The 17,866-nt window shown below is 49.8% G+C and carries 16 protein-coding genes and 2 pseudogenes; 10 read left to right on the top strand and 8 right to left on the bottom strand.

Going from position 1 to position 17,866, the window contains the following annotated elements; genetic code table 11:
• Window positions 1-41: 41 nt before the first annotated feature.
• From OH663_RS21195 to plaP, 3 genes and pseudogenes are all read left to right on the top strand, one after another.
• Window positions 42-1,032, top strand: a pseudogene (locus tag OH663_RS21195) (LysR substrate-binding domain-containing protein).
• Window positions 1,033-1,193: 161 nt separating this feature from the next.
• Window positions 1,194-1,256 (top strand): membrane protein YoeI, encoded by a 63-nt coding sequence (yoeI, locus tag OH663_RS21190; RefSeq protein WP_101706264.1) that lies wholly within the window; start codon window positions 1,194-1,196, stop codon window positions 1,254-1,256.
• Window positions 1,246-2,604, top strand: a complete 1,359-nt coding sequence (gene plaP, locus OH663_RS21185) for a putrescine/proton symporter PlaP (protein WP_045444576.1) — start codon at window positions 1,246-1,248, stop codon at window positions 2,602-2,604. The genes yoeI and plaP overlap by 11 nt, the downstream gene beginning before the upstream one ends.
• Window positions 2,605-2,683: 79 nt before the next feature.
• Here plaP and sbcB read toward each other — a convergent pair whose 3' ends face one another.
• The gene (sbcB, locus tag OH663_RS21180) at window positions 2,684-4,108 is read right to left on the bottom strand and encodes an exodeoxyribonuclease I (RefSeq protein ID WP_200013259.1); all 1,425 of its coding nucleotides are present in this window, start codon (window positions 4,106-4,108) and stop codon (window positions 2,684-2,686) included.
• A 398-nt stretch (window positions 4,109-4,506) separates the two neighbouring features.
• On the opposite strand from sbcB, the pseudogene phsA reads away from it, so the two are divergent.
• From phsA to OH663_RS21145, 7 genes and pseudogenes are all read left to right on the top strand, one after another.
• A pseudogene (gene phsA / locus OH663_RS21175) lies at window positions 4,507-6,781 on the top strand (thiosulfate reductase PhsA).
• 14 nt (window positions 6,782-6,795) lie between these two features.
• Window positions 6,796-7,374 (top strand): thiosulfate reductase electron transport protein PhsB, encoded by a 579-nt coding sequence (gene phsB, locus OH663_RS21170; RefSeq protein WP_045444566.1) that lies wholly within the window; start codon window positions 6,796-6,798, stop codon window positions 7,372-7,374.
• Window positions 7,371-8,138, top strand: a complete 768-nt coding sequence (gene phsC, locus OH663_RS21165) for a thiosulfate reductase cytochrome B subunit (RefSeq protein ID WP_200013258.1) — start codon at window positions 7,371-7,373, stop codon at window positions 8,136-8,138. Before phsB ends, phsC begins: the two co-directional genes overlap by 4 nt.
• 154 nt (window positions 8,139-8,292) lie before the next feature.
• A complete protein-coding gene (dacD, locus tag OH663_RS21160) occupies window positions 8,293-9,465 on the top strand; it encodes a serine-type D-Ala-D-Ala carboxypeptidase DacD (RefSeq protein ID WP_263525855.1) in 1,173 nt (390 codons plus the stop codon).
• Window positions 9,466-9,589: 124 nt separating this feature from the next.
• The gene (gene sbmC / locus OH663_RS21155) at window positions 9,590-10,057 is read left to right on the top strand and encodes a DNA gyrase inhibitor SbmC (protein WP_048221134.1); all 468 of its coding nucleotides are present in this window, start codon (window positions 9,590-9,592) and stop codon (window positions 10,055-10,057) included.
• 107 nt (window positions 10,058-10,164) lie between these two features.
• Window positions 10,165-11,223 carry an FUSC family protein gene (locus tag OH663_RS21150; protein ID WP_045444553.1) on the top strand — a complete coding sequence of 353 codons (1,059 nt, stop codon included), beginning with the start codon at window positions 10,165-10,167 and terminating at the stop codon, window positions 11,221-11,223.
• Window positions 11,224-11,461: 238 nt separating this feature from the next.
• Window positions 11,462-11,797, top strand: a complete 336-nt coding sequence (locus OH663_RS21145; protein ID WP_003834176.1) for a DUF496 family protein — start codon at window positions 11,462-11,464, stop codon at window positions 11,795-11,797.
• 81 nt (window positions 11,798-11,878) lie between these two features.
• Here the strand turns inward: OH663_RS21145 and OH663_RS21140 are convergent, their stop codons facing one another.
• The 7 genes from OH663_RS21140 to OH663_RS21110 form a co-directional block, all read right to left on the bottom strand.
• Entirely contained in the window at window positions 11,879-12,745 is an 867-nt protein-coding gene (locus OH663_RS21140) for a GHMP family kinase ATP-binding protein (protein WP_200013255.1), read from the bottom strand.
• Between the two features lie 92 nt (window positions 12,746-12,837).
• On the bottom strand, window positions 12,838-14,052 hold the full coding sequence (locus OH663_RS21135; protein WP_045444545.1) for an acetate/propionate family kinase: 1,215 nt from the start codon (window positions 14,050-14,052) through the stop codon (window positions 12,838-12,840).
• Window positions 14,037-14,489, bottom strand: coding sequence for a propanediol utilization protein PduV (gene pduV, locus OH663_RS21130; RefSeq protein ID WP_045444543.1), 453 nt, complete (start codon window positions 14,487-14,489; stop codon window positions 14,037-14,039). Before pduV ends, OH663_RS21135 begins: the two co-directional genes overlap by 16 nt.
• A gap of 4 nt (window positions 14,490-14,493) precedes the next feature.
• Entirely contained in the window at window positions 14,494-14,844 is a 351-nt protein-coding gene (pduU, locus tag OH663_RS21125) for a propanediol utilization microcompartment protein PduU (protein ID WP_032939586.1), read from the bottom strand.
• Window positions 14,844-15,398, bottom strand: a complete 555-nt coding sequence (gene pduT, locus OH663_RS21120) for a propanediol utilization microcompartment protein PduT (RefSeq protein ID WP_048221136.1) — start codon at window positions 15,396-15,398, stop codon at window positions 14,844-14,846. Before pduT ends, pduU begins: the two co-directional genes overlap by 1 nt.
• A gap of 2 nt (window positions 15,399-15,400) precedes the next feature.
• Complete coding sequence (gene pduS / locus OH663_RS21115; RefSeq protein WP_200042316.1) at window positions 15,401-16,756, bottom strand: cobalamin reductase PduS; 1,356 nt, start codon at window positions 16,754-16,756, stop codon at window positions 15,401-15,403.
• Window positions 16,753-17,865 carry a 1-propanol dehydrogenase PduQ gene (locus OH663_RS21110; RefSeq protein WP_045444536.1) on the bottom strand — a complete coding sequence of 371 codons (1,113 nt, stop codon included), beginning with the start codon at window positions 17,863-17,865 and terminating at the stop codon, window positions 16,753-16,755. Before OH663_RS21110 ends, pduS begins: the two co-directional genes overlap by 4 nt.
• Window position 17,866: the final 1 nt, after the last annotated feature.

Below are 17,866 nucleotides of genomic sequence, written 5' to 3'. Positions count from 1 at the left end.
CAGACCAGCAGAGTGCCGCTGTATACCGCCAGGGGGCGAGTATGAAACCACTGCTGGACGTTCTGATCATCCTTGATGCGTTAGAGAAAGAGGGAAGCTTCGCGGCGGCGTCGGCAAAATTGTTTAAGACGCCGTCGGCGCTGAGCTATACCGTCCATAAGCTGGAGAGCGACCTCAATATTCAGTTGCTGGATCGTAGCGGACATCGGGCGAAATTTACCCGTACCGGTCAGATGCTGCTGGAAAAGGGGAGGGAGGTACTGCATACCGTCCGCGAACTTGAAAAACAGGCGATCAAACTGCATGAGGGCTGGGAAAACCAACTGGTTATCGGTGTGGATGATACGTTTCCCTTTTCGCTTCTTGCCCCGCTCATCGAATCTTTTTATCAACATCACAGTGTGACCCGACTTAAATTTATTAACGGCGTGCTGGGAGGCTCCTGGGATGCTCTTACCCAGGGGCGGGCAGATATTATTGTCGGTGCGATGCACGAACCGCCCTCGGCAAGCGAATTCGGTTTTGCGCGTTTAGGCGATCTTGAGCAGGTTTTTGTGGTCGCTCCCCATCATCCGTTGGCGCAGGAAGAAGAACCATTGAATCGCCGAACCATCAAACGGTATCGCGCTATCGTTGTGGGAGATAATGATAATGCGCATTCTGCGAATTCGTCCGGAACTCAGTTATTTGATGATCAGGAAGCTATTACTGTTTTCGATTTTAAGACCAAGCTGGAATTGCAAATTAGTGGCCTGGGGTGTGGCTATATGCCGCGTTATCTGGCACAGCGATTTTTGGACAGTGGCGCGCTTATTGAGAAGAAAGTGGTCGCGCAAATTATGTTTGAGCCGGTGTGGATTGGCTGGAATGAACAGACCTCTGGATTAGCAAGCGTCTGGTGGCGGGATGAGATTTTAGCAAATAGTGCTATTGCGGGTGTCTATGTAAAAACGGTTGCCGATAAATCAAACAGTTAAGAAAAAATATTATTATACAGTAGCCTCATTCTCTTGTTATTTCTCCCCACTTTAGTGCAAAATACGCCGCTTGCAAAAAATGACATTAACCGACGTTTTAATACGCGTCGGTTATTTTTTTGCATCAAACCAATCATTCATAAAAGAGGCCGGGCTTCGTACCGGATAGATACTTACTAAAAACCGACAGTTGTTGTCGCTGAGGAATCCATAAAAATGGGGCAATTTTTTGCTTACGCGACGGTGTTCACCGTAAAGGGGAATGACCATGTCGCATAACGTTACTCCAAACACCTCTCGCGTGGAATTACGTAAAACGCTTACGTTGGTTCCGGTTGTTATGATGGGCCTTGCCTATATGCAGCCGATGACGCTGTTCGATACATTTGGTATCGTTTCGGGCCTCACAGACGGTCACGTGCCGACGGCATATGCCTTCGCCCTGGTCGCCATTCTGTTTACAGCGCTGAGCTACGGGAAGCTGGTACGTCGTTACCCTTCTGCTGGCTCTGCGTACACCTATGCCCAGAAATCTATTAGTCCTACTGTAGGTTTTATGGTGGGTTGGTCTTCTCTGCTCGATTACCTGTTCGCGCCGATGATCAACATTCTGCTGGCAAAAATTTACTTTGAAGCCCTCGTGCCTTCGATTCCGTCGTGGGTATTTGTTATCGCCCTGGTGGCGTTTATGACGGCATTCAACCTGCGTAGTCTCAAATCCGTCGCTAACTTCAATACCGTGATTGTGGTGTTGCAGGTTGTGCTGATTGCGGTCATTTTGGGCATGGTGGTTTACGGTGTATTTGAAGGCGAAGGTGCCGGTACGCTGGTGAGTTCCCGTCCATTCTGGTCAGGCGATGCGCACGTTATTCCGATGATCACCGGTGCGACGATTCTGTGCTTCTCCTTTACAGGATTTGACGGCATCAGCAACTTGTCGGAAGAAACTAAAGATGCCGAGCGCGTAATTCCACGTGCTATCTTCCTGACCGCGCTGATTGGTGGCCTGATCTTTATTGTCTCCACCTATCTGTTGCAGCTGTACTTCCCGGATATCTCGCGCTTCAAGGACCCGGATGCTTCGCAGCCAGAAATTATGCTGTATGTAGCTGGTAAGTTCTTCCAGGTTGGCGCACTGATTTTCTCCACCATTACCGTACTGGCATCCGGTATGGCGGCGCATGCAGGCGTAGCGCGTCTGATGTATGTGATGGGGCGTGACGGTGTCTTCCCGAAAAGTTTCTTCGGTTATGTGCACCCGAAATGGCGTACTCCGTCCATGAACATCATTCTGGTTGGGGCGATTGCCCTGCTGGCAATCAACTTCGACCTGGTGATGGCAACGGCGCTGATTAACTTTGGTGCGCTGGTGGCGTTTACCTTCGTTAACCTGTCGGTGATCTCCCAGTTCTGGATCCGTGAGAAGCGCAACAAGACGCTGAAAGACCACTTCCAGTACCTGTTCCTGCCGATGTGCGGTGCGCTGACCGTTGGTGCGCTGTGGGTGAACCTGGAAGAGAGCTCTATGGTTCTGGGTCTGATCTGGGCTGGTATTGGTCTGATTTACCTGGCTTGCGTGACCAAAAGTTTCCGCAACCCGGTACCGCAGTACGAAGATGTTGCATAACAACTGACTTTTCTGCGCCGGTTTGCCCGGCGCATAATTAAAAACCGGAGAATTTCTCCGGTTTTTTTATGTCTGCGTTTTACACAATCTCTTCAGCGTATTGCCAGAGCGATTTCAGCAGCATCAGTTTCTCTTTGTTATCAGCGTACTGCTGACTCAGTGTCTGCAGTTCATTGGCGTAATTTTGCAAAAACTCTGGAGTGAACACCTGGCGGCGATGTTCCAGCCAGCGCTGTTGTTCGGTTTCATCCAGTGTGCCGGGGAAGTTGCGGGCGCGGTAATTAAACAGCAGTTTTTCAATGCGTTTATCGACGAAGGTGATGTCCAGCGCCGGTAAATTACGCGGGTCGGTCTCCAGAACGATTTTCATCGCGGCGCGGTCGGCATCACTGAAAAAACCGTTATACAGTTGGGCATCCACGTTATCTGATGGGGCGAAAGGCTCGGCTTCGGCAAAAATGGCCACTACTTTATCGCGGACCTGCGGGTTTTCGCGCAGGACTTTAAGATTATCCAGACAATGCTGACGGTTAATCCCGAGGCGATCGGCATCTTCCGGGCGGAGTGTATTGGCTTGCGCCAGCACTGGACATTTGTTGATGTGCACCAGTTTTACCGGTACCGCCACGTTATCGCCCAAGTCGGCTTTAGCCGTGTACAGGCGCTCGCGCAGAGTGTCGCTGTCCAGCTCAAGCAGAGGAGAAATATCACCGGCTAAATCGACCATGATAACCGCGTTGCGATTGTCCGGATGCCAGGCGAGCGGAGCGACCCAACTGGTGTTACCTCGCCATGCGCCGAACATGCCGGAGACATGCACCAGGGGTTTCATTTGTGGAACGTCAATCAGGGCGGTCAGTTTGTGCTTATTACGATGGCTATAAAGATAGTCAAACAGGCGCGGCTGACGTGACTTAACCAGTTGTGCCATTGCAATAGTCGCGTAGACGTCTGCCATCGCATCGTGGGCATTGGCATGTTCAATGCCGTTGGCTTTGGTCAAATGTTCAAGCCGGAAGCTGGGCAAACCGTCGTCGTTTTCTGGCCAGTTAATCCCTTCTGGACGCAGTGCATAACATGCGCGCATCACATCCAGTAAATCCCAGCGTGAATTATCGTGTTGCCAGCTCCAGGCATAAGGATCGTAAAAATTGCGATACAGAATATTGCGTGTCACTTCATCATCGAAGCGGACATTGTTATAGCCCAGGATACAGGTTTTCGGCACGGTAAACAGCGAGTGAATACGTGCAGCAAAAGCAGCCTCATTCTCTCCCTTTTCACGCGCTTCCTGCGGCGTAATACCGGTGATCAGTACCGCCTCTGGTTGTGGCAGATAATCGTCTGCAGGCTTGCAATAAAAGACTTCAGGTTCACCAATAATGTTGAACTCGCTATCTGTGCGGATAGCTGCGAACTGTGCGGGTCTGTCCAGCGCCGGATGGGTGCCAAAGGTTTCGTAATCGTGGAAGAGAAAAGTTGGGTGCTGCTTGCCGTCATTCATTGTTCAGTTATGTCCGGGATCAATTTAGCGCTTTTCTAAGAATACCAAAAATGAGCGCGGTAATCAGCAAAGTGATTATCATTCCTGGGTACTGGCCGCATTAAAATTGAGATAAACAAGAGCTGATTAAATGAGATAAATTATTTTTTTAGTTTTAAAGGAAATTACCGGAATAAATTTTCCTGAAGGTTGGTGTTTAGAAAAATCTGATTGCGAACAATTATTGTTATTTTTACGGTTAATTGTTGTGTTTTGGAAATTTTAAAAGTCTTTTATAAACAAAGGCTTTTATTTCTAATGATTAATGGTGGTTTAGTGTAATGAAATGTGAGTGATGTTAAAAACTAATAATTTAAACGCCATATAATCATTGGATATATCTAATAACAGTAGGTTATATGAGCATTAGTCGGCGTAATTTTTTGCGAGGAGTGGGGGATTGGTTGCTCTGCTTGTGCAATAGGAAGTTTCCCACCTGGTGCACTGGCGCGGAATTCGCCTGAGAGCATTAAAGGCAAAACAGCGCTCACGCCAAGTCTGTGCGAAATGTGTTCATTTCGTTGCCCAATTCAAGCGCAGGTCATTAATAATAAAACCGTTTTTATCCAAGGTAATCCCAATGCGCCTCAACAAGGTACGCGAGTTTGCGCGCGAGGGGGAAGTGGCGTCAGCCTGGTCAACGACCCACATCGTATCGTTAAACCGATGAAGCGTACCGGCCCCCGCGGTAGCGGTGAATGGCAGGTCATTAGCTGGCAACAGGCTTATAAAGAAATTGCTGAAAAAATGGGTGCCATAAAAGAGCAGTATGGTCCCCAGAGCATTGTGTTCTCTTCTAAATCAGGTTCGCTTTCCGGCCATTTATTTCACCTGGCGACGGCCTTTGGTTCGCCTAATACCTTCACTCACGCCTCAACATGTCCCGCAGGAAAATCTATTGCCGCTAAGGTGATGATGGGGGGCGATTTAGCAATGGATATTGCCAATACCCGCTATATGGTTTCCTTTGGTCATAACTTGTATGAAGGCATTGAGGTTGCCGACACGCATGAACTGATGACCGCGCAGGAGAAGGGGGCGAAGATGGTCAGCTTCGATCCTCGTTTGTCCGTGTTTTCCAGTAAAGCGGATGAATGGCATGCGATCAAACCTGGTGGTGATTTACCGGTGCTTATGGCCATGTGCCACGTCATGATTAAAGAAAAGCTCTATGACGCACAGTTTGTTGAACGCTACACCACGGGATTTGCGCAACTGGTCGAGGCAGTACAAGAGACTACCCCTGAATGGGCGCAAAAACTGGCCGATGTGCCTGCGGATGTCATTACCCGCGTTACCCGGGAAATGGCAGCTTGTGCGCCTCACGCCATCGTCAGTCCGGGCCACCGTGCGACGTTTTCTCAGGAAGAGATCGACATGCGGCGGATGATTTTCACCCTCAATGTGTTGATGGGGAATATTGAACGTGAAGGTGGTATGTACCAGAAAAAAAATGCCGCCACCTACAACAAACTGGCTGGTGAAAAAGTCGCCCCGGTGCTGGCGAAACCTGATGCCAAGTTGGCGAAACCTGCAGCACAACGTATTGATATGGTCGCGCCGCAGTTTAAGTACATCGCGGCGGGCGGTGGGGTTGTGCAGAGTATTATCGATGCCGTGTTAAATCAGACACCGTATCCGGTGAAGGGATGGATTATGTCCCGACATAATCCTTTTCAAACCGTAACCTGCCGACCCGATTTGGTCAAAACCGTTGAACAACTGGATCTTGTGGTCAGCTGTGATGTTTATTTAAGCGAAAGTGCGGCGTATGCCGATTATCTGCTTCCGGAGTGTACCTACCTCGAGCGCGATGAAGAGGTTTCTGATATGTCCGGGCTAAATCCGGCCTATGCGCTGCGTCAGCAGGTTGTTGAGCCTGTTGGCGATGCGCGTCCGAGCTGGCAGATCTGGAAAGAACTGGGAGAACAGTTAGGGCTGGGACAATTTTATCCGTGGCAAGATATGCAAACACGGCAGTTATATCAACTGAATGGCGACCATGCTTTATCTGCTGAACTGCGCCAGAAGGGATACCGCGAATGGGGCATCCCATTGTTATTGCGCGAACCTGAAATGGTACGCCAGTTTACGGCACAGTATCCCGCTGCGGTAGCAGTTGACAGCGACGGCACTTACGGCGAGCAACTCCGATTCAAATCCCCGTCAGGAAAAATCGAACTTTATTCCGAAGAGCTGGAGACATTACTACCCGGCTACGGTAGCCCGCGAGCCCGTAATTTTGCGCTTAAGGGGGATAACGAACTCTATTTTATCCAGGGCAAAGTGGCGGTTCACACAAACGGTGCGACGCAATATGTTCCTCTGCTTAGTGAGCTGATGTGGGATAACGCAGTATGGATACACCCGAAAACAGCACAAGAAAAAGGGATCAAAAGCGGGGACGACATCTGGCTGGAAAACGCGACGGGTAAAGAGAAAGGTAAGGCGCTGGTAACCGCTGGTATTCGACCCGATACGCTGTTCGTCTATATGGGATTTGGCGCCAAGGCCGGGGCCAGGACGGCTGCGACAACGCATGGTATTCACTGCGGTAATTTACTTCCGCATGTGACCAGTCCGGTTTCCGGGACGGTGGTTCACACTGCTGGCGTTACGCTGAGTCGGGCATGAGAAAGGAGAACATCATGAATCATTCAACAAACCCCTATGTCATGCTGCATGACGAGAAACGCTGTATTGGCTGTCAGGCGTGTACGGTTGCCTGCAAAGTACTTAATGATGTACCCGAGGGTTACAGCCGGCTGCAGGTGCAGATCCGTTCACCGGAAAATGAGCCTCAGGTTCTGTCTCATTTTCAGTTTGTGCGAGTCTCCTGCCAGCATTGTGAAGATGCGCCTTGTGTCAGCGTCTGCCCGACCGGCGCGTCTTACCGTGATGAGAATGGCATTGTACAAGTCGACAAATCGCGTTGTATTGGCTGCGACTATTGTGTCGCCGCTTGTCCGTTCCATGTGCGCTACCTTAACCCGCAAACAGGAATCGCTGACAAATGTAACTTCTGCTCGGATACCCGCCTGGATGCCGGACAATCACCAGCATGTGTTTCTGTTTGTCCGACGGATGCGCTGAAATTTGGCCGCCGCGATGACCCGGAAATTCAGCACTGGATTAATCAAAAAGCGGTTTATCGCCAGCAGGAAAAACGAAGTGGCGAGGTGAGTCTTTATCGACGTAAAGAGATCCATCAGGAGGGGAAAGTATGAATGCTATCTGGGGAGCAGAGCTTAATTATGCGCCGGATTACTGGCCGCTGTGGCTCATTTATGCAGGTGTTATCATTCTGATGATGATTATTGGCCTGATCGCACATGCACTGTTGCGTCGGATGCTGGCACCCAAAACGGTAGGCGGAGAAGAGTATCGTGACTACCTCTATTCGTTAGCAGTCCGTCGTTGGCACTGGGGGAATGCACTGTTATTCATCCTGCTTCTGCTGAGCGGCTTATTTGGTCACTTTTCTGTCGGCCCTGTGGCCTTAATGGTGCAGGTGCATACCTGGTGTGGCTTTGCATTGCTCGCCTTCTGGGTTGGCTTTGTGCTGATAAACGCAACCAGCGGTAATGGCTGTCACTACCGTGTGAAATTTAACGGGCTGATTTCGCGCTGCTTGCTGCAAACGCGCTTTTATCTGTATGGGATCATGAAAGGCGAAGCGCATCCCTTTGCGGCTACGGCGGATAATAAATTTAACCCTCTGCAACAACTGGCATATCTGGCCATTATGTATGCGCTGGTTCCGTTATTAATCATCACCGGTTTGCTGTGTCTTTACCCGCAGGTTATCGGAGCAGGTCCGGTAATGTTAGTGCTGCATATGGCGTTAGCGATTGTTGGCATTCTGTTTATTTGTGCACATATTTACCTGTGCACATTAGGCGACACGCCGACACAAATATTTCGTAGCATGATTGATGGCTATCATCGTCATCGTAGTCATCACACAGAAGCGCAGCCACGTAAAGGGTAATTAATCTAGTACGCATCGCGCACGATACGTACATTTAACACCCATATCACCTCGCAAGAAAATGTGCTTTATGTCACATTTTCTTGCAATTTATCCCTGTTTATTCGACTAAACTTCCGTAAAAAGAACGGCTATTTATCCTATTCCTGAGGACATGCTGTTGAAATGCCGTTTGTTTGTTGCCGCTTCTCTGTTCGCGATGAGTTTTTCGTCCGCCTTTGCGGCGGATGTCACCAGTTTTGCTCCCCAGCCTCCAGCCATAAATGCCGGGGCGTGGGGGCTTATGGATTACACCACGGGCCAAATTCTTACCGCAGGTAATGAACACCAGCAGCGCAATCCCGCCAGCCTCACCAAACTGATGACAGGTTATGTTGTTGATCGCGCAATCGACAGCCACCGCATCAGCCCGACCGATATTGTTACCATTGGACGAGATGCCTGGGCAAAAGATAATCCGGTATTCGTGGGCTCATCATTAATGTTCCTGAAAGAAGGCGATCGTGTTTCAGTGCGTGATTTAAGCCGCGGCTTAATTGTCGATTCTGGTAATGATGCTTGTGTCGCGTTGGCTGATTACATTGCCGGTGGACAGCCACAGTTTGTCGACATGATGAACAGCTATGTGAAAAAGCTAAAGCTTCAGGATACGCATTTCGAAACGGTACACGGACTGGATGCGCCAGGTCAGCACAGTTCTGCTTACGATCTGGCCGTGCTATCCCGGGCAATCATTCATGGAGAGCCTGATTTTTACCATATGTATAGTGAGAAAAGCCTTACATGGAATGGCATCACGCAGCAGAACCGTAACGGATTGTTGTGGGATAAGACGATGAATGTCGATGGGTTGAAAACGGGGCGCACGTCTGGTGCCGGATTTAATCTAATCGCATCTGCTGTTGATGGACAGCGCCGTTTGATTGCCGTTGTCATGGGCGCTGAGAGTGCGAAAGGGCGCGAAGATCAGGCGCGCAAACTGTTGCTATGGGGACAGCAAAACTTCGACACAGTGCAGATTTTGCGTAGCGGTAAGCAGGTAGGTGTTGAGCGGATTTGGTATGGCGATAAAGAAAAAATTAGCCTGGGTACTGAGCAGGATTTCTGGATGGCACTGCCGAAAACGGAAGTTCAAAATATTAAAGCAAAGTATGTGCTTGATAAGAAAGAACTGGTTGCCCCTATTGCTGCGCATCAACGCGTGGGTGAAATTGAACTCTATGACCGAGATCAGCTCGTGGCACACTGGCCGCTGATGACGCTGGAGTCAGTTGGCGAAGGCGGCATGTTTTCTCGTCTGAGCGATTATTTTCACCATAAAGTGTAATTATTTGCTTGTGGTTCTGACTGGCAAGAGTGCGAATCTGCTCACATAATGAACACTGTTTCCTTGTTGTCGTAATAAGCAATAATTATACTGTATATAAACACAGTGTAATTATGGAGGCTATATGAAGTATGAGATCAGGCAGGTAGAAAAACGCAGGATTGCCGGCTTTCACATGGTGGGACCGTGGGAACAAACGGTAAAGCAGGGATTTGAGCAGTTAATGATGTGGGTCGATAGTAAGAATATCGCACCGCTGGAATGGATTGCCGTCTATTACGACAACCCGGACGTTGTTCCGGCAGATAAACTCCGCTGTGATACTGTAGTTTCCGTCCCTGATAGTTTCGTGATCCCACAAAACAGTGAAGGAGTGACTCTGACTGAACTGGCGGGTGGTGAATATGCAGTTGCCGTTGCACGCGTTGAGAATCATGATTTTGCGACACCGTGGTATCAGTTTTTTAATCTCCTGTTGCAGGACTCAACGTATCAGATATCGGCCAGACCTTGTTTTGAAATTTATATGAACAATGGTACGGAAGATGGTTACTGGGACATTGAAATGTATGTGCCAGTGCAGTCGAAGTAACTGTTTTTTGTGTAAATCAGGATGAAAGTCCTGACCATTACAGTGATATTTTCACTGAAAAAGCAGGTACAATTCCGTTCTTTGCTATTCCCTGACGGAGTGCATGAGTGCGTGCAGATAAGTCTCTGAGTCCTTTTGAAATTCGTTTGTATCGTCATTATCGTGTTGTGCATGGTATTCGCATTGCGCTGGCGTTTCTTCTCACTTTTCTGCTGGTCCGGCTGCTGAACATCCCTGAAGGTACATGGCCTCTAATCACGCTGGTCGTGATCATGGGGCCTATTTCATTTTGGGGTAATGTGGTTCCCAGGGCTTTTGAGCGCATTGGTGGGACGATTCTGGGCTCTGTGCTGGGACTGGTGGCTCTGCGGCTGGAACTCTTTTCACTACCGTTAATGTTGATATGGTGTGCGGTGGCAATGTTTCTCTGCGGCTGGTTGGCTCTAGGCAAAAAGCCCTATCAGGCTCTGCTGATTGGCATTACGCTTGCCGTTGTCGTGGGAGCTCCTGCTGGCGATATGAATACGGCACTCTGGCGTGGTGGTGACGTTATCCTGGGTTCGCTACTGGCGATGCTGTTTACCGGCATCTGGCCACAACGCGCTTTTATACACTGGCGTATTCAACTTGCGCATTGTGTTACAGGGTATAATCGCGTGTACCAGGCTGCTCTGTCGCCTAACCTGCTCGAACAACCCCGTCTGGAGAAACATTTACAGCAGTTGTTGAGTGACGTTGTCAAAATGCGCGGGCTCATCGTCCCTGCCAGCAAAGAAACGCATATCCAAAAGTCTATATTTGAGGCTATTCAAACTGTTAACCGTAATCTGGTTTGCATGCTCGAGTTGCAAATTAATGCGCTTTGGGCAACGCGTACCAGCCACTTTGTGATGCTGAATGCGCATACACTGCGTGAAACACAGCTCAGAACTCAACAGGCATTACTGACGATAACTCATGCTCTGTATGAAGGTAATCCGCAGCCAGTGCTTGCCAATACGGAAAAACTCAACGATACCGTAGCGGAGCTGCGTAAGCTCATTGATGAGCATAAAGGCGATAATGTCGCTGAGACTCCCATTCACGGCTATGTCTGGCTGAACATGGAAATGGCACGACAACTGGAGTTGCTCTCACATTTAATCTGTCGCGCTTTGCGCAAATAAAGAGCAGATGAGGGGATTGATTATCCTGCTGCTTCGATTCAGCAAGGATTAAGGGTATGATACTGAAAAAGGCTAAAACCATTGTTAACTGCAATGGCTTTACCCTCGATAATTCAGGTTTCAACCATGTATTGTCAATGCATATGCAACTTGAAGTATGGCGGGCATGAAAGTAATGTTGACCCACTTTAGCCGTTGTTTAAACGAATCCGAATCTCACATTATCAGGGGTGTAAAAATGGAAACTACCAAGCCTTCTTTCCAGGACGTGCTGGAATTTGTTCGTCTGTTCCGTCGTAAGAACAAACTGCAACGTGAAATCCAGGACGTTGAGAAAAAGATCCGTGACAACCAGAAACGCGTTCTGCTGCTGGACAACCTGAGTGACTACATCAAGCCGGGCATGAGCGTCGAAGCGATCCAGGGCATTATTGCCAGCATGAAAAGTGACTACGAAGATCGCGTGGATGATTACATCATCAAAAACGCTGAGATCTCAAAAGAGCGTCGCGATATCTCTAAAAAGCTGAAAGCCATGGGCGAAGTGAAAAACGGCGAAGCGAAAGCAGAGTAACGTTTTATACCCTGAACCTTCAGGTTTCAGGCAAAATTGAAGTATGACAGGTATATAATGATAAGGGCTGCGGTGCGGCCCTTATTGTAACTCGACCCCGCCAGTTACCATCCTTAGCAAATGCTGTTCCGGCCAGTGCCTTGTCAGCTTCTTCTGCCCCAGCATCCATTTGATATAATCAACATCGTGACGTTTTCTGTCCAGCATCAGGCCTACAACGCTGCCGCTGTGCGCGACATTCACTCCGTATAAATCACATTCTTCTACCAGCGCCAATAGTGAGTCGAAATCGGGTTTTGGCAACAACAACTGACTGGCGATTGCGCTTAGTGTTGCCGCTTCGCCCATCCTGTATGGGTTTTGATAAATACAGGCTTCCTGAACTTTTTCCCATGCTCGCTTAAGTGCAGGGGCGCCAGCCTGTAATCCTGACTGACGAGGAATACGATGATAGTCTGCTGTACGTAACGTTTCCGGGCTTTCAAGAACTAACAGGTCGAGTTGCGGCTGCGCTTCACAGGCAATTTGTGTGGAGGCGTCGTTATGATCGAAAAGGGTTAACTGGCGAAAAACGGTACTGTCAGTAGGCTCAAGTGAAACGCAAAGCTGTGCCAGTGTCGATTCATCTAACGGATGGCCCAGATGATGCGCCGTAGCAATTGCCGTGGCGGCAATATCCGCCGTGCTGCTGGCCATACCTTTGGCGATGGGGATTGTTGAATGGATGTCTATCCGGATATCCTGGCTGACATGTGCCGGGTATTGCCAGTGCTGCAACAACCGGTCAACCATCGCCCGAGAGAGGGGACGCTCATCTGTCAACGGTGAACCTGAACTGATCTCAACGGTGCTATACCATTCAACCGGGCAGGAGACCAATTTCTCACTGCCCAAAATCCAGCCCTGGATAAGTTCTCCGCATGATGCGGGACATTGCGCAACAGCCACGTCTTCACCTTTGTGATCAGCAATCCTCGGCGCATAGTGTCATGGCGATCGCGCTATTACCATGATTTGCCGCAATTTGCAGTGCGGCAATACTAGGCCGGGATGTCCAATGTCACAGTTTCTGCTATCGCTATTCGCATCACGTCCTGCGCTATCATTAGCTCTTCATTGGTGTTAATCACGGCCACTTTGACCATCGCGTTTTCTGTCTGAATGAAGGTCGCGTTACGCTGATTTTTTTCTTCATCAACGGCCAGACCTAAGAAATTCAAATTGCGACAAATGGCGGCCCTGGCACGTGCAGAGTTCTCGCCAATACCACCAGTAAATACCAGTGCATCCAGACCGCCCATTTGCATAATGTAGCTGCCAATCGTGGCCCGAATACGTTCGGCAAACAGCGTTAGCGCAAGTGCTGCCTGATGGTTTCCATTATCAGCAGCATGTTCAACGTCACGGTAATCAGGTGAAATGCCAGAAATACCCAGCAAACCTGACTCATTATTGAGTAACTGATTGAGCTGCTGAGGTGTTTTGCCTTCACGCATCGCAATCCACGGCAGAATAGACGGATCGATATCACCACTACGAGTGCCCATCATCACGCCCGATTGTGGGGTAAAGCCCATTGATGTATTAACCGACAGCCCGCCCTTGATGGCGCAGATACTGCTCCCGTTACCCAGATGACAGCACACAACGCGCAGGGCGCTGAGAGGAACACCCAGTTTTTCAGCCAGTGCGGCGCTGACATATTTATGGCTGGTGCCATGAAAACCGTAGCGACGAATTCCCAGCTCAGAGTAATACCGCCAGGGCAGGGGATAAATAAAAGAAGGCTCATCAAGTGTCTGATGGAAAGCGGTGTCAAAAACGGCAACAGCAGGCGTTTTTGGCAGCAATTGGCGAAATACAGCAATGCCGAGCGCATTAACCGGGTTATGTAACGGTGCCAGTTCTGCAAGACGCTCGATTTCTGCCAGTGTTTCCTCGGTCACCAGGGCAGAATCTTTAAAAGATTCCCCGCCGTGCGCAACGCGATGTCCCGTACCGTCAATGTCATCCAGACTATTGATAATTTTATGGCTGAGCAGTTTTTCCAGTAACAGGGTTACCGCATCCCGATGGTCGGCAACGGGCAAAATCTCCTGCCATTTTTCTACTGGTGTTTTGATGGTGACCTGTGCGTCAGTCATGCCGATACGCTCGATCAACCCCTGACACAGCATTTCACCCTGCGGCATGGCCAGTAACTGAAACTTCAGCGAAGAGCTGCCGGCGTTAATAGCCATTATCTTGTGAGACATGAAGGTTCCTTTGCATTCAGAAAAATGAACATCTCATCCACTCCGGTATTGTTCACTGCGCTGGTGATAAAGACTTTTTGCGCTCCAGCCTGCACCAACCAGTTTTCGACGAGGGAAATACGCTGCGGATTAGCTAAATCAGCTTTGGTCACCAGACCGATAACAGGTCTGTTCATCGGGCCAGTAAAACCAGGCGAAAAAGGTGACCAGGGTGCATCAGCATTGAGTACCAGAGCGATAATGTCGGCTTCACAGGAACTGGCCAGCAGTGCGCTATACAGGCACCGGTTCTCAATATATTCACCCGGTGTGTCTATTGCTGCAGGAGACCAGACAATGGCCTGAGTTTTCTGGTAATGAAGTGCTTCACCACGCATACATTGAGTAAGTGATGTCTTACCGCACTGGCTGGGTCCAATTAGCATTATGCGTTTCATGGCGTTAAGTCCGTGTAATGGGACACGCGGTAAAACGCATCATTTCGCCCAGCGTGCGGGTAACCTGTTTTAGCGCATATTCAACCGCTGAAACATCACCTGTCAGGACGACTGCGCCGGTAAAACGGTCAAGAAAACCTATCTCAACTGCACCGGATTTGGTGGCGATGTCACAGGCAATAATTGAGGCTTCACTTGGTGTAATGGTTAAAATCCCAATAGCTGAAACCGAGTCCTGTAATCCCAGCTTCTTGAATAAATCTTTACCCGGATTGGCGATGAGATGTGCCAGAGTGACCTGTTTTCCCGGTACGTATTCCTGGATCATGCGATCCGTCGTCGGTTGCCTCTCCATTATCCCTCCACCATTTGTCGCCACATGCTTTCATGCGGACGCGGGATGACAGAGCGATAGACCAGCAGTCCTTTTTCACCTGCGCTTTCGCTGGCTACCGTCACGGCGTTATTCACATCGGAAACATCACCCGCGACCACCATGTAGCATTTGCCTCCAATGCCAAATGCCATATGTACCCGTACCAGCGTGACATTTGAGGCTTTAACTGCGCGATCGGCGGCACAGATACACGCGGCTACGCTCCAGGTTTCTACAATCCCAACCGCCTGACGTGTATCAACGCTGTTAAGACCGCTGATTGCTGGCAGAACGCTGGCATGAATATTTGGCAATACCAGACTGTCAACGAGCATATCACCTGCAAGCGATGTGCCAGTGGCGATAGCCTGTTGCACAGCGCCAACATCTCCGCCGAGCATGAGTAAAAATTTGCCCGGACAGATGGTTTTGCTGACCAGTAAATTCACATTCGCGCTTTTGAGCATGGCATCGCCGGCTTCCATCCCTTTGGCAATGCTGGTGAGTTCTAAAATACCTATAGCCTGAGACATGGTTAACCTCTAATTACCGTGATGGATTGATCAGTTATCTCGCTGACAATACCGTCAATACTGGCGTGAACAGGGGCGCCTAATGTGTCTGCTGGCACATCGGCAACACACTGGCCACGAACAACTCGTTCCCCTTTTTGCACACAAGGGATGGCGCTGGCACCAATATGTTGGCGTAGCAGCAACGTCGTTGTATCTGTTGAATAATCTGTCGGTGCTAACGGTGCGTCGTGGTACCAGTCACTTAGACCCAGTTTGGTAATGAGTCGTGTAACCGGGATGAGGCGATACTTCGCCATTTCATCAGCAGGGTTGAGTGGCCCTTCATAACGATGGTTTAGCGCACGCAGCTCACGTTTAAGCATGCGATTAATACGCATCGGTGAGATGCCTACCGGACATGCAACGCTTTCGCAGACGTTGCATTCTGAGCAGGTCAGGGCAGTGAGCAGCAATTGCGGTGTAGCGGCCTGCTGATAGTTAACCGCGCGGACCAGTAGATGAGGCGATAGTTCATGGCCGATCAAATGTCTTGGGCACAGATCCGTACACAAACGGCACTGTTCACAAACGGTTTTTGCCACCGAAAGTACGGTACGTTCATCCTGCATTCGCCGTTGAATAAGCGCATGGGATTTTGGCAGAACCAACAGGCCGCCTGTCGTTTTGCTCACCGGCGTATCCAGGGAGGTAATCAGGCTACCCATCATGGGGCCACCGTTGATGAATCCAGGGTCATCGACGGTGGATCCGCCAGCCAGGGCCAGTACTTCACGTAAAGACATTCCGATAGGGACCGTCATGGTTACGGGCCTGGCTACAGCGCCGTTGACGGTCAGCGTACGACGCGTAACGGGATACTGTTGCTCGACGGCTCTGGCGATGTTAAGTACGGTCTGGACGTTATTGACGACTACACCGACGCTGACCGGCAATGCGGCAGGGGGGACTCGTCGTCCGGTTGCCATCCATATCGTCAGAACTTCGTCACCAGCCGGATAAACATCAGGCAAAATGTGTAACCGGATATCAGCAGGCAGGAGAGGTGTTAAGGCTCTGATAGCTTTCTGATACTTTTCTTTAAGAGCAATTATGCCTGCACTGGCCCCTGTGGCTTTCATTGCATACTGCACGCCACGGACCAGTCGGGCCGCCTGCAGAGCCATTAATTGCTGATCAACTTTCAGCATTGGCTCGCACTCTGCTGCATTCACCAGAAACGTATCAACCTGAGCCTGGAGTTTGACGTGCGCAGGAAACCCTGCGCCTCCGGCTCCCACCACACCCGCAGCACGAACGCGATCGCGTATCGTTTGCGCATCATAAAGAGTGGGTTCTGCCGTCATGGCTGTATTCATAATAATTCCTCAAGCAGTTCCTGGATGGCACTGGCGTTGGCTACGCGAGGATTAGTTTGCAGCGTGACATCAGCCAGCGCGGCCTGAACCATCAACGGTATTCGCTGTGACCAGGTTTGCTTTCCGTCTTTAAGCGCGTCAATAAAAGAGGGTAACGCACACTGTTTTTTGAGCAGCTCAATATGATGAATTAGCGCATTGAGTGCCGCTGTATCGTTAGCATTATCCGGGCACAGGTGACAGGCTTTCGCAAATCGGGCGTACCGCTTTGCTGCCCGTGGATCACGAGCGTTAAACTGAATGACCGGAGTCAGTATTAGCGCATTGGCAAGTCCGTGAGGCAGATGAAACTGACCGCCTAACTGATGGGCTATCGCGTGATTAATCCCGAGTCCTGCCTGGCTAAAAGCCATTCCGGCAAGTGTCGAGGCGTTGTGCATTTTTCCTCGTGTTGCCAGACAATCGCCTTTACTGACCGCGACGGGCAGATACTGGAAGACGATTTGTGCCGCCTTTTCTGCGAGAGCATCGGTGAAGTCGCTGGCCTTCGTTGAAACATAAGCTTCCAGCGCGTGCGTCAGTACGTCCATCCCGGTATTTGCAGTGATGGCTGGCGGCACGCTGACGACCAGGGTCGGATCAAGTACCGCCATATCTGGATACAGAGCATTATTAAATAATGGATATTTAATACCTTTATCCGGATCGCTAATCACACAAGCGCTGGTCACTTCAGAACCTGTGCCGCTGGTGGTTGGAATAGCCACACAGGTTTCTATTTCGATGCCAAACTGTCGGCTGAACCAGACGATAGCTTTTGCAGCATCAAGCGCTGAGCCTCCACCAAAGCCGATAACAACATCCGGTTGCAGGGAGTGCATTTGCGCAATCCCCTGAACTACCGTACCGATGGTTGGATCGGGAGTGATGTCGCTGAAAACGCTGATGCGATTATCCGCTGGCAGGGCACTCCTCAGCTTGTCAATCAAAGGTGAGCGCGCCAGAAAACCGTCGCAGATAATCCAGATATGCTTATTTGTGAAGCGCTTGAGCACTTCCAGACTTCCCTGGCCGCTGTACAATCGGGTTTGTAGTGAAAAGCTATTCATT

Source organism: Citrobacter sp. Marseille-Q5395 (assembly GCF_947057495.1).
Lineage (GTDB): Bacteria > Pseudomonadota > Gammaproteobacteria > Enterobacterales > Enterobacteriaceae > Citrobacter > Citrobacter murliniae.
This window is presented reverse-complemented; position numbering and strand designations above follow the sequence as displayed.

What these genes read in the sequence shown, in the direction of transcription:
- OH663_RS21145 (WP_003834176.1), top strand. Translation starts at nt 11,462, where the DNA reads ATGGAAACTACCAAGCCTTCTTTCCAGGACGTGCTGGAATTTGTTCGT.
- sbcB (WP_200013259.1), bottom strand. Translation starts at nt 4,108, where the DNA reads ATGAATGACGGCAAGCAGCACCCAACTTTTCTCTTCCACGATTACGAA.
- OH663_RS21135 (WP_045444545.1), bottom strand. Translation starts at nt 14,052, where the DNA reads ATGTCTCACAAGATAATGGCTATTAACGCCGGCAGCTCTTCGCTGAAG.
- plaP (WP_045444576.1), top strand. Translation starts at nt 1,246, where the DNA reads ATGTCGCATAACGTTACTCCAAACACCTCTCGCGTGGAATTACGTAAA.
- sbmC (WP_048221134.1), top strand. Translation starts at nt 9,590, where the DNA reads ATGAAGTATGAGATCAGGCAGGTAGAAAAACGCAGGATTGCCGGCTTT.
- pduS (WP_200042316.1), bottom strand. Translation starts at nt 16,756, where the DNA reads ATGAATACAGCCATGACGGCAGAACCCACTCTTTATGATGCGCAAACG.
- phsC (WP_200013258.1), top strand. Translation starts at nt 7,371, where the DNA reads ATGAATGCTATCTGGGGAGCAGAGCTTAATTATGCGCCGGATTACTGG.
- pduV (WP_045444543.1), bottom strand. Translation starts at nt 14,489, where the DNA reads ATGAAACGCATAATGCTAATTGGACCCAGCCAGTGCGGTAAGACATCA.
- pduT (WP_048221136.1), bottom strand. Translation starts at nt 15,398, where the DNA reads ATGTCTCAGGCTATAGGTATTTTAGAACTCACCAGCATTGCCAAAGGG.
- dacD (WP_263525855.1), top strand. Translation starts at nt 8,293, where the DNA reads ATGCTGTTGAAATGCCGTTTGTTTGTTGCCGCTTCTCTGTTCGCGATG.
- phsB (WP_045444566.1), top strand. Translation starts at nt 6,796, where the DNA reads ATGAATCATTCAACAAACCCCTATGTCATGCTGCATGACGAGAAACGC.
- pduU (WP_032939586.1), bottom strand. Translation starts at nt 14,844, where the DNA reads ATGGAGAGGCAACCGACGACGGATCGCATGATCCAGGAATACGTACCG.
- OH663_RS21110 (WP_045444536.1), bottom strand. Translation starts at nt 17,865, where the DNA reads ATGAATAGCTTTTCACTACAAACCCGATTGTACAGCGGCCAGGGAAGT.